Origin of the sequence: Segatella copri, from assembly GCF_024330485.1 — a bacterium.
Taxonomy (GTDB): Bacteria; Bacteroidota; Bacteroidia; order Bacteroidales; family Bacteroidaceae; genus Prevotella; species Prevotella copri_L.
In genome coordinates this window covers 1-11,427 of record NZ_JANDWX010000010.1, presented here as the reverse complement: position 1 = coordinate 11,427, position 11,427 = coordinate 1, and the positions used below count along the sequence as shown (strand labels likewise).

The 11,427-nt window shown below is 39.8% G+C and carries 13 protein-coding genes and 1 pseudogene; 5 read left to right on the top strand and 9 right to left on the bottom strand.

All coding sequences use genetic code 11. From position 1 onward, the window contains the following. Positions 1-20: 20 nt before the first annotated feature. Both NNC77_RS07450 and NNC77_RS16695 read left to right on the top strand, forming a co-directional pair. Positions 21-413 (top strand): (deoxy)nucleoside triphosphate pyrophosphohydrolase, encoded by a 393-nt coding sequence (locus tag NNC77_RS07450; RefSeq protein ID WP_254970455.1) that lies wholly within the window; start codon positions 21-23, stop codon positions 411-413. A 17-nt stretch (positions 414-430) separates the two neighbouring features. Continuing rightward, positions 431-712, top strand: coding sequence for a helix-turn-helix domain-containing protein (locus NNC77_RS16695; RefSeq protein WP_334640812.1), 282 nt, complete (start codon positions 431-433; stop codon positions 710-712). A 100-nt stretch (positions 713-812) separates the two neighbouring features. Here the strand turns inward: NNC77_RS16695 and NNC77_RS07445 are convergent, their stop codons facing one another. The 5 genes from NNC77_RS07445 to NNC77_RS07425 are packed head-to-tail and all read right to left on the bottom strand — an operon-like array spanning position 813 to position 5,536. Next, a complete protein-coding gene (locus NNC77_RS07445; protein WP_254970454.1) occupies positions 813-1,220 on the bottom strand; it encodes a hypothetical protein in 408 nt (135 codons plus the stop codon). Positions 1,221-1,271: 51 nt separating this feature from the next. Continuing rightward, on the bottom strand, positions 1,272-2,999 hold the full coding sequence (locus NNC77_RS07440) for an LlaJI family restriction endonuclease (RefSeq protein WP_254970453.1): 1,728 nt from the start codon (positions 2,997-2,999) through the stop codon (positions 1,272-1,274). Then, positions 2,996-4,801, bottom strand: a complete 1,806-nt coding sequence (locus NNC77_RS07435) for an AAA family ATPase (protein ID WP_254970451.1) — start codon at positions 4,799-4,801, stop codon at positions 2,996-2,998. Before NNC77_RS07435 ends, NNC77_RS07440 begins: the two co-directional genes overlap by 4 nt. Before the next feature lie 13 nt (positions 4,802-4,814). After that, positions 4,815-5,219: a HEPN domain-containing protein gene (locus tag NNC77_RS07430; protein ID WP_118066616.1), complete on the bottom strand. Its 405-nt coding sequence runs from the start codon at positions 5,217-5,219 to the stop codon at positions 4,815-4,817. Next, positions 5,210-5,536, bottom strand: a complete 327-nt coding sequence (locus NNC77_RS07425; protein WP_117587986.1) for a nucleotidyltransferase domain-containing protein — start codon at positions 5,534-5,536, stop codon at positions 5,210-5,212. The genes NNC77_RS07430 and NNC77_RS07425 overlap by 10 nt, the downstream gene beginning before the upstream one ends. Positions 5,537-5,955: 419 nt before the next feature. On the opposite strand from NNC77_RS07425, the pseudogene NNC77_RS07415 reads away from it, so the two are divergent. The 3 genes and pseudogenes from NNC77_RS07415 to NNC77_RS07405 all read left to right on the top strand — a co-directional run. Next, positions 5,956-6,135: pseudogene (locus NNC77_RS07415) on the top strand (helix-turn-helix domain-containing protein); the annotation flags it as partial. Positions 6,136-6,398: 263 nt separating this feature from the next. After that, positions 6,399-7,229: an Rpn family recombination-promoting nuclease/putative transposase gene (locus NNC77_RS07410; RefSeq protein WP_118066618.1), complete on the top strand. Its 831-nt coding sequence runs from the start codon at positions 6,399-6,401 to the stop codon at positions 7,227-7,229. 180 nt (positions 7,230-7,409) lie between these two features. Beyond that, complete coding sequence (locus NNC77_RS07405; protein WP_254970448.1) at positions 7,410-7,919, top strand: very short patch repair endonuclease; 510 nt, start codon at positions 7,410-7,412, stop codon at positions 7,917-7,919. Positions 7,920-8,062: 143 nt separating this feature from the next. Here the strand turns inward: NNC77_RS07405 and NNC77_RS07400 are convergent, their stop codons facing one another. From NNC77_RS07400 to NNC77_RS07385, 4 genes are all read right to left on the bottom strand, one after another. Continuing rightward, entirely contained in the window at positions 8,063-8,440 is a 378-nt protein-coding gene (locus tag NNC77_RS07400; protein ID WP_117588196.1) for a HepT-like ribonuclease domain-containing protein, read from the bottom strand. Next, a complete protein-coding gene (locus tag NNC77_RS07395; protein WP_022121250.1) occupies positions 8,415-8,711 on the bottom strand; it encodes a nucleotidyltransferase family protein in 297 nt (98 codons plus the stop codon). The genes NNC77_RS07400 and NNC77_RS07395 overlap by 26 nt, the downstream gene beginning before the upstream one ends. A gap of 845 nt (positions 8,712-9,556) precedes the next feature. Then, a complete protein-coding gene (locus tag NNC77_RS07390; RefSeq protein ID WP_117677891.1) occupies positions 9,557-11,011 on the bottom strand; it encodes a hypothetical protein in 1,455 nt (484 codons plus the stop codon). Positions 11,012-11,200: 189 nt separating this feature from the next. After that, positions 11,201-11,427: hypothetical protein (locus NNC77_RS07385; protein WP_254970447.1), on the bottom strand; the 227-nt coding region annotated here is incomplete at its 5' end.

The following is an 11,427-nucleotide window of genomic DNA, read 5'->3' as shown; positions in this document are numbered from 1 at the left end:
TTAAATAGGAGATAAGAACAATGAAACATTATAATGTGGTTGCAGCCGTGGTTTGCCATGATGGCAAGTATCTCTGCATGCAGAAAGGCAAGACAAAGTTTGAGTATACCAGCTATAAATGGGAGTTTCCTGGTGGCAAGATAGAGCCTGGTGAAACTCCTCAACAGGCGTTGGCTCGTGAGCTGATGGAGGAGATGGAGTATCCGGTAGAAGTAGGAGAGGAGTTGGTGACCGTGAATCACGAATATCCCGATTTCTCGATAACCATGACTGCCTTTCTGTGTACGCCAAAAGGCGATGCTAATGGGTTCAAGAGGCGTGAGCACGCTGATAGCAAGTGGTGCAGCGCAGATGAGCTGAAAGGGCTCAACTGGGCTGCAGCAGATATTGATGTTGTGGAAGGTATCTTATAAACAAGAAAGGAACTTTTATGATAAACAAGAGCATTCATTCAAAGTTATATCATCGAATTATTGCTCGTTTGCGTGCCAAGCGAGAAGGGAAGGGATTGACGCAATGCCAATTAGCCCATATTCTGAATGTAAGACAGACTTATGTGAGTAGAATAGAAACTTGTGAACGACGTTTGGATATTTTGGAACTTATGAATATTTGCGAAGCTCTTGGTATATCCTTTATCGATTTTGTACGGGAGATAGATGAGGATATATTGCCAAAGTTCAGAGCAAGTCAAAACGGCAAGAATAACTAGCTCATGTTCGCAATTTTGCCCCACACGCCCTGAAAGGGCGGAAGCTCCTAGCCCAGGGCGTGTGGAGCAAAATTTGTGAAAGTTCAGTTGAGATATCCTATTATTCATTCATGATTTTCACTATAGGCACAGTCTTTTCATTATACGATTGGGACATATAGCTGTAATTTCCAATTTGTTTTGCTACCTTTCCCTTCGGAATTTCAATCTTTTGGTTATCATAGAAAGACGTACCTTCGTTTCCCAAAAATAGAACAACCATACCGATATTATCATCAGAAAAATCATCTCCACTAGCCAAAGCACTTCCGTCAGGAAGTACTTGCATAACTCTAAAGGCTTTTCCGGGTACAGTATTGCGTGGATTATCAAACATAACAATATCTTCCTCTGGGGATGAAGATGAAGAATTTTCTGTATTAATAATGCAGCCTATAACAAACAGTAATACGCAACCCGTAACAATACCTGCTACATAGGTCAAAATAAATTTCGTTTTTGATTCCATAGACAATTCAATTAAATTAATTATTTTATTGCGGCAAGTTATAATCGCTCGTCAATTATCCGCTAAAGCAAATTTACCTATATAGAATTTCTCCTTAACATCGTTTATGATAGCTTCTTTCTGCTCCTCGTTGGAGTCTTCTTTCTCGAACGCAAGTATCAGATAATCATTGGATTTCGTTGGAGAGAATATCTTGCCGATAAGCTTTCTGAAATTCCGGCTGACGAATTCTTCTACTTGTGTATCTTCTTTCGGCGTGAGGCGATAGAAGTCGTATCTTTCGTCCAGCATCTTCTGGATTTCATCACGGAACATCTTGCGAACCCGGTTTTTCCAGGCGAATTTCTGGTGCTCGTTATGACGGGCATACAGAGATACTACATAGAGGAAGTTGACATCGTAGTGGAAGACGAGAAGGGTGTCGCGGTCGAACAGGCGGTCGTTGAAATGCTGGGTGTTGAAGCACTTATGTTCCCTGTCGGTTGACGAAATCTGGTCTGAGAAAGATAGATTCTCTGCCATCTTTGCGCTGATAAAGAAGTTCGGAATGATGTTGTAGCCTTCCGTCAGGTCATCGCGAAGCTTGGGTACGTTGCCAAAATTACGCTTGTCGTATTGCAGTTCTTCATCGTCCTTATCGTCGTTCATAAAGAGGTTCAGGTTCCACTGGATGATGTTTCTGGCGTACGTAAACTGCTTATACACAGATCCTTTGCCGATGGAATGACCTAACTTGTAATACTTGCTGTCGCCGATGTAATAAACTGGCTCCTGATTTCTTGTTGTAATCAGGTTCTGGTAGCTGTACAAATGGTCTATGCGCTTGCCGTCAGCCTGTTCTTTCAGTCCGGCTGGAATGTTCTTCTCGCCTAGAAGTTCATCAATAATGGCTTCGAAAACGATATTGAAACTCTTAACCAGAAGGTACTCTTTACGTTCCTTCTGGATGTTCATGCGCTTGGCGTTGTCAAAGAAATCATAGCATAGTTGCCAGAGGTGTAAAGCCTTGTCTGAGAAGTATTTATACTTAATCTGGAGCAGTCTAGTCTTCCCTAATCCATCCAGATAGGTCTTGAAACGATAGCCTGTTATCAGCTGGAAATTGCAGTTGATATGATTCGTGAAGCCGTATCTTTCGCTGATATAATTCAGGATGGAATAGAAGATAATCAGGAGTTCTTCATCAAAATTGATCTGCTTTTTCCTGTTGACAGGATGGGGATAAACAGGGCTGTTTTTGCTGATGATGGCACTCGTGGTGGCTATGGTCTTTGACCAATGAATGCGGTTGTAACCGGAATGGATGTTCTTCAGGATGAAGAAGATGAAATCCTGGTTATGCTTGTTGAAGTCGATGAGAGCCAGCAGAATATCGAGGAATGTGTTGTTGATTTGTCTGTTACTTTTACCGAGGCACGCTATTTTCTGGTGATAGACAATGCCGTTTCTGGTGGTATTGTTGTAAACCTCGATGGTGCGGTAAATCCAGACAGAGAACTCATAGATGAAGTCTTTCTCCTGTTGAGAGAGTGGGTTGTTCTGGTTCAGGTTGACGATGGTTTCCGGGGCGTATTTGCCGAATACTCTTTCGCCCTCTGGGGTGTCTTCGAGCAGTACTTTCGGCAAAATAAAGACGCAATCGTTGAGCTGGGTATTGTAGTAATACCCAACGTAGTTGATGCTGACGTTGCCATCAATGTCCTGCATGGCATCGATGCCGTGCAGGACATCCCTAATCTGTTCAGCCTGATACTGATGTTCTTCTATGAGGATTCTCATAATTTCTTTATTTCTTGAACGCTAAGATTCCAATTTTGCTTATTTACTGCATTAATAAGTTCATGCATTTTAGCTGTACCTCCCCAACCGTTAGTCGAAACATAAACATAGCTGTCTTGGCATTTGATTTTTTCAACTCTTGGAATATCGGTTCTACTTTTAAATTCTTCTTCAGTTTCAACGAAGTGTGATACAATATTTCCTAAAGATTTCCAGTTGTTAACAACTTGTTCAGGAGATAAATCAGGATTCATTTTGATATATTCCTCTACTAGTTTTGCTGCAAGAATTCGTTTGGCATATTGCTGAGAAGAACCGTTTATAGTATATTTAAAGTTGTTTTTGCCATTTTTTTCTTCTTCTTCAGTATCAATATCCTCCTCTTCTTCTCTTTCATCAGAATAGTATTCCTCCACTCCCAAATTCTCCAAGAACTGCTTAACGATAGCTATATCAACGTTAGTTTTGCCGTTCTTATCCTCATAGAATCGGTCGAAAGACAGAATCTTGCCCTCTTCATCCTGAAAGTCCTTATCATCGAATCCATAGTCCTTGAACACATCATTCCAGAGATAGAAGATAACCTTACTAACGAATAAATCGGCATCGATTTCGCCATCCTTTGCCTTGCAGAAGAAATAGCCGAGTTTCTTGTCTTCTGAATTGGTAAGTGAACCAATCAGCTTGTTAACCAGGCTAATGAATGACCACCAATTGTATTGCTTGTCACCCGTGTTGATATACCAGTTGAGAGGAGCGTTGGTTTCTTTGTCACGACCTTCGCGAATAGGCACATACTTCCAATCCCAGCGGCGCTTAAAGGCAGAGTCGATAGGGAAGAGACTCTGGTCGCTGGTGTTCATTGTAGCCCAAATATAGAGGTTTGAAGGCAGAACAAGGCGCTCTCCCTTCATGATGAGGTTTACCATATTGGCTTCGCCATAGAGCTGGTTGATTTCGTCTTTATTCGTAATCTCCCATCCTTCAAATTCCTTTTCGAGATACTTTTGCATATCCTTATCTGCTACGATAGGATAATCAGAAAAACCATATTCGTTGCGATCCAGCAATTGGAAAAGGTCACCAAAGATTTGGGCACAATTGCCTCTGTTTATTTCTTCGATAATAAGAAATTGCTTCTTGCTGGAGCCTAGTTTCTTCCACGCTTTCACATAGGCTTCGAGAAAAGCCTGAGGAATGAACTTATAGGCAATTCTTTCTTCCTTTACGACTTCCTTTGTATCGTCATCAATGACCTTTTTCCCATAGCAATCTCGGAGATCAACTTCTTCTGTAATAGGTTTATAAGTACCTACAAAAGAGGCGTAATCAGAGTCTGGATGGAATGTAGTACGAATCACGCTCTCTCCGAAAGTCAAGTCCTTGATGGTCTTTGATTTACCTGTGCCAGGAGCACCATAGTAAATCTGCTGAAGGCCTGTAGTCTTAAGCAAATGGTTTTCTGCACGAGAAGATTCTGCTGGATTCCCTTTTCTGACGAGTTCGTTCTTTGGGTCAAGAACCATCTTAGCCATCGCTGTCAACGTAGCGTTGTAGCCATATTCATATTTATCAATGTCAGACAGTTCTTTGAGTTCTACTCTGGCATCCTCAGCCTTTTTGTTGGGGTTCTTTTTATAGTAGTCTATAAATTCTCCCAGCAATTGCTTGGATATGGTACGAATACTAAAGCTGCCTTTGCTCCCTGATTTTACCAGATAGCAAAGTCTGTCTTTATCAGCAATTATAATGCGCCCGTCACTAGATTGGTCGCCAACCATAAGTTTATCGTAATCTTCCATGTTGTTTTGACTTCTATTGTTTTTCCTTGATAAGTTTGATGATGCTATTTAAAAAGTCATGAGCGGGTTGTAGCATATTTTCTACGTCAGAATTACTAACATCATATTCGCAGTTATAATCAGCTTTCATTCTTAATTGTTCCATCCTGGAGAAAAATGCACCAAGTTCTTTGTCAATTTTACCTGTCTTAACGAAATTCATACCAAATACGCCTAAAGTACCAGCATGAGTATGTGCCGAAAGCCCATAATGTATTAATAGTGCCTGAGCAGCATGGAAACAAGAATAGTAAAACCTATTAGCTGCCAAATCCCATAATCCCATAGAAAGCATTTGCTCTGCTTCTGCTATAAATCTTTTTGCTTTTTCCAGACGAAGTTCTACTAAAGAACTTCTTTCATCGTTTGTTAGCCCCATAAACTTACTCCTTCCTTTTCAACATTTTTATAAAATGGTGTAATCTTATATTTCTGCCACTCCTTAGCGGAATACATTACTGGGTTTATTTCTTTTCCTAAATCCCAACCTAGTTCGGTAAGAGGATAGGTAACTTTGTCATAATCAGAAGGAAGAAGCTGTTCCTTGTCTAAGATAACAAGAATGTCCCAGTCGCTATCATCTCTAGCGGTACCTCTAGCTTGTGAGCCAAAAAGTATCGCTTTCCCGTATGGTGGCATATTCTTTGCCAGGCATTCACGGATGGCTGTCAATGTAAGTTCTTGTTCCTTCTTCATATTGCAAAGATAAGATAAAAACCTGAAACTTCCAAATTAAAGCCTTCTTTTTTATGAATTATTACACGATTTTGAGAAATTACTGATAAGCTTATATTTCCTTTGCCATCTTTTTTCTGCAAAATAAGCAATATTTCTCCTTTATGCAAGTTTTTGGGCTTTTTCTTTTGTGTTTTCAAAGGAAAAATGTAGAACGTTTTAATGTGAAGGTTATGGCAGCAACGGTATTAAACAGTACACAAGTACACCTCTTGCAAATGTTTCAAGTAGATGATTCTCAGAAAGGTTTGGAAGAATTGAAAGAATTGTTGTATTCTTATTATTCAAAGAAAATGGATGAATCTCTGAATGAACTTTGGGATTCGGGCGTGCTTGACCAAAAAAGACTTGACGAAACCAACAATATGGATTTGCATAAATTGGATAGAATTACGAAAGAACAATATGAGTTTGCACTCAACAGAATAGAAGATCTCCTGCCATTGGTAACGGACGATACACCTGCCAACGATAAGAATGCCATAGAACTGACATTAATGTCGGACATTGTTGAGTCATACGAAAAGAAACATTTTCCTATCGGAAAGCCTTCTGTTTCATGAACATATCGCATTCTTATAAATGAGAAAAAGCATATTGTTGATTTATGACACACCCTCTTTGTTTTTGATCTCCAACTCGCAGAATATCTTTACTATATGCGCCTATTACGAAATCTTCGCAAGTTGCGGAAGAATTATGCCGCAGACACTATCAATTAGCTACTATCATTTTAATCAAGAAAGAATTTTTTCTTGTTAATTTCTTGGAAGTTACGAAAGAAAAGCGTATCTTTGCAGCGAGAACATAAAATCGCAAAGATATGGCAAGATACATCAACCCATTCTCAGACTGGTCGTTCAAACGAATCTTCGGCCAGGAATACAGCAAAGACTTGCTGATTGAGTTCTTGAACCAGCTGCTCCTGGGAGAACAGCACATCACGGATGTGAAGTTTAAGGACAAGGAGATGTTGCCAGAAACAAAAGACCAGAGAGGTATCATCTACGACGTCTTTTGCGAAACTGACACAGGTGAGCACATTATCGTTGAAATGCAAAACAGGAGCCAGACCTATTTCATCGACCGGTCTCTCTACTATGCATCGAAAACGATAGTAGACCAAGGCGTAAAAGGACAATGGGATTATCATCTCACACCCGTTTATGTTATCTGTTTCATGAACTTTGATGTAGATGAAAATACGCCAAAGAAGTTCAGAACAGACGTTGTGCTGGCAGACAAGGATAGCGGAGAGGTTTACTCTAACAAGATTCGCTTCATCTACTTGGTAATGCCTCTTTTCAAGAAGAAAGAGGAAGAGTGTACTACGTTTTTAGATTGTTGGATTTATAATTTGAAGCATATGGAGACTTTAGAAAAAATGCCTTTTGAGGCTCAGCATAAGATATTCAAGAGACTGGCAGAAATCGCCGACTCCAAGACTCTGACCAAAGAGGAACAGGAGAAATACGACAACAGCATGATGGTCATGTGGGACAATTATGCGGTATTTAAGCATGCTGTGGAAAAAGAAGCCAAAAAGAAAAGCAAAGAGATTGCTTTGAAGTTGTTAGCGCGCAATACTCCATTAGATGATATTGCCGATCTCACCGACTTATCTATCGAAGAGATTAAGAAATTGGAACAATAAAATTAACAAAGTTGAGTTAGGAACCAATAATTTGAAATCGTCAGCAACCTGCTGACGATTTTTGGTTTTACAATGAATCCGAGAAAAGTTCCGCAAACTGCGGAATTTTTTCATATAGAGGAGCATATAGCTTGCAAAACTTATTAGATAAGAAGAAAGAAGTCTTTGTAAATAAAGAGTATGTCGGACCGTTTGACCATAGAACAGCGCCACAACAATATGGCGGCAATAAGGGGCAGGGATACCAAACCGGAGATTCTTGTCAGGAAATTTCTGTGGAGTAGGGGATTCAGGTATCGGCTCAATCATCCGCGGTTGCCGGGCAAGCCGGACATCGTGCTGAGGAAATATCGTACCTGTATTCTGGTGAACGGATGCTTCTGGCACGGACATGAGAGGTGCAAATATTATGTGGTGCCGAAATCGAACACCGGATTCTGGATGGAGAAGATCAGGAGGAACCGGGAGAGGGACCATGAGGTGCTGCACCGGCTGGCTGAAATGGGATGGCATACCATCGTGATATGGGAATGTGAACTGAAGCCGGCGGTAAGGGAGAAGACCCTGGAGTCGCTCGCCTTTACGCTGAACCATATCTATCTGGAAGATCATCATATCAGAAGATATGAATTGCCGGAAGTAGTGCCGGAAATGGTGGCGGAGCCGGAAGCGGAAAGACGAGAGGAATAGGCAGGGATTTCACGGAATTTTTTAAGGCTTTTGCCCTTACAGGGCGCAGGGCTGATTGCGCTTATACCCAGGGTGATACCCTGGGCTAGGAGCTTTTGGGCCTTCAGCCCGTAAGGGGGGAAGTGACTAGAGCAGCACAGATCTCAGAATTTTGATATAAAATAATTTATAGCTGCTAGTAAGTCATCGAGATTATTCTTGATGACGTCGAACACGATGTCTCCATCAATATCAAAATAGCCATGTGCTATATGGTTGCGAATGCCAATAACATCTTGCCATGGTATTTCTGGGCGCTCATTTAGTAGGCGAGATTGAGTTAATCTGTCAATTTGTTTAACTCCCTCTCCAATTGCTTCGATAAGCATACAGCTAGCTGCAAGATTCTTCATTCCTTCTGGTGTACAATAGTAATCGTCAACAGTCTGTACATCTTTGTTCCAATCTTGCAATTGTTTTATGGCTTCCTTAATTTGTATTAAGGTTCCAATAATTCTATTTGATGATGTATATTCCGTCATGTTCTATTTCTTTAAGGAGGAATGGATTGATATGCTTGTGCAATCTTACAATGTCAACAGAACATTCCAGCAGGTTTTCTAGAAAACGTTTCAGTCTTACTACAAGGAACATTTTCGGTTCCATATCTACGCATATATCAACGTCACTACCTTCTTTCTGTTCGTTTCTAGACACAGAACCGAAAAGGCGTAATGATTTAATGCCGAAGTTCTTTTTTAGCTCTTCGGCATGAGAAGTGATGAGTGATATATAATATTCCCTTGACTTCATAATTATCGTTTTTGTTTCTACCGCAAAGATAGTGCAAATCGAGTGCAGAACATCAAGCTTGCTTGAATGTTTTGCCGAGATGCAGCCTATCTTCTGCAAAGATAAAATAAAAACCTGAAACTTCCAAATTAAAGCCTTCTTTTTTATGAATTATTACACGATTTATGAGAAATTACTGATAAGCTTATATTTCCTTTGCCATCTTTTTTTCTAAAAAATAAGCAATATTTCTCTTTTCTGCAAGTTTTTGGGCTTTTTCTTTGGGTTTTGAGAATAAAATAATATTTTTGCGGATGAAAAGTTATGATGGGATTGAAGAAATCCCTTTTTAAAAAAGATAGAGTAATATGTCAGACCGTTTGACCATAGAACAGCGCCACAACAATATGGCGGCAATAAGGTATTGCCATCGTTCGTCAAATCCTTAGTATACAATAAGTAGCGTTGTGACACCACCTTAGAGTATTTATTTTCTATTGTTTACGAAATCTTTAACTTCTTGATTTTATGCCTTTTGGCGGTGCAAAAATACAAAAATATTAGAAAATACGCAAATCTTTTTAGGAAAAATTCTTCTATAATCTGCTGAATAGCTTAAAATGAGCGATTTATAAGTGTTCAACCTCAATAGAGGTAATGACTTGGCAATAGTCACAACTTCTGCAATATGCATATGTTTGCTTTGCCTAACAACTCTTTACAGTTGCAAAAATACAAAATAAAAATGAAACCACACTATGTTGGTGCAAAAAACAATAGTCATAAAACAAAGATTAACTTCGCCTTATGACTATTGTTGTTATATAAGCTACATTCAATTGCGTTATCCACATTAAACTTATTTATCATTTAATTGGTTCCGCATGCACATAGTATTCACTGTTTATAGGGTCTTCCCCGTCAGTTTTAAGTATCAGTACCATGCGAGAATGTTTTGTACGCCAATATGCTTTAATATCAGCATCTTCGGGTAGTGCCTTAAACGTTTTACACAGCGAAGCCTTTTCTGTTTTTTTTATAGTACTATGTGCTTCATAGTACTGGTCCATAATCTTCAACAGACCTTCTCTTTCACGTTCAAGCACGCCTAACATATATTCCTTGTCGTTTTTGTCTTTTGCTCCTTTCAGTACAATACGTAACTCTGCATACGGTTTTGTAATGTCTTCTTTGTAGGCAGTAGGTGGAGTTAGGATAAACTCACGGCTCTTGTCCAGCAAGCAATATTCTGTTAGTTCGGGGTTCTTGGAATTATACCTTACGTTATCCCAATCGTAACCAAAGAATCCATCATTCACCAAATAGAGCCTCTTTCGGGCTTGATAGACAATACGGCCATCTTTATAGCCATTGGCATAGACAATAGTATTGTCATGAGGCGTGAAGAAGTATGTGCTCCACCAATAGGAAGTATTCAAACAGTTTGTCTTACGTTCCATGATTCCAAAGCTATCTGGCATATCACGACAATCACTCGTCCAAGTAATTGAATCGTAGTAGTTGTAATAGGCATTATCTGAAGAGTTGAAACCATATTCATCGGTAAGCTCAAATGTTACAAGGCAGAAGGTCTGAAACACAGGGTCTGTGTTGTCTTTGTCGTCTTCTGCATAGTATGCCTTAATCTTAAACTTGCAGTTGTCGGGAACAGAACGGTCAATATCCGTATCATACGTGTAACTTTTCTTCATCATTTCCAAATCGGTTTCGGTCATGCGTTTATATACAATCATGCCATATATAGACTTGTAACCATTGCTGCCATCACTCGTCGCTCCCAATTTTTGTATGGTGTACATTAAGGTCTTGCCATTCGACTCGTCAAGCTTAAGAATCTGCATGTATCTGCTGTCTGTTGTCTGCTTGTTGCTGCCAAACAGTATGAAGCCTTTGTCCATGTCATAAGTCCATGATACACGACTGAAACAAAAGGCTGGCAAGGCATCACTATAAAAATAACTAAAAGCTTGCTGTGATGTCTCAAACCAAAAGTGTGTAGGGCTGCCACCAAATCTGTCTTTCCAAAATTCCTCCTTGCTCAACTTTCCGTTTTCCTGTACCTCATAAGTGGCAATACTCTCCCAACCATAGCCCTTGACCTTACTCTGTATTTCTTCTGCTGCTATTGGCTTTCTCCCTTTTAGCACACAGCACCCCTCATCATTAACAGTATAGGTTTGGTTGAATAGATTCATATCCAACTTACATTGCTCAACACTCAATTCCTCAGACTTATCGCAACTGCCAAATACAACAGTGCAAGCTACGATGAGTGCTATTAACCAAAACTTCTTAGTCATAATAATCCAAATTTAAAGATTTTACATATAGACAGATTACGGATTTTCAGTGTTTCAAATTCTGCTGTCCAAGATAACTGAGTGCAAAAATACAAAAGTATCAACGTAATAGTGCATTTTTTTATTTTTTATAACACTCAAAACATACTTTTGTGCAAATAAAGGAAGAATAAACTACACCTGACAAATCTATTTACATATTTCTATGCACTGCCTACAGTTGGTACACTCACTTTCTGCAACCGTTGGGAGCAAAATTTCTCCGCCCTCATGGTGGAGCGAGGCGTTTTGGGGTTCCCAAAACATAACCTCGCTCCCTCCTCTAAGAACAAAAGACGAGATATTTGCCTTTCGGCTTTCCATGCCCAAGGTTGCAGACCTTAATTCTCTCAATTTACGCCAAACATCAAAGCTGC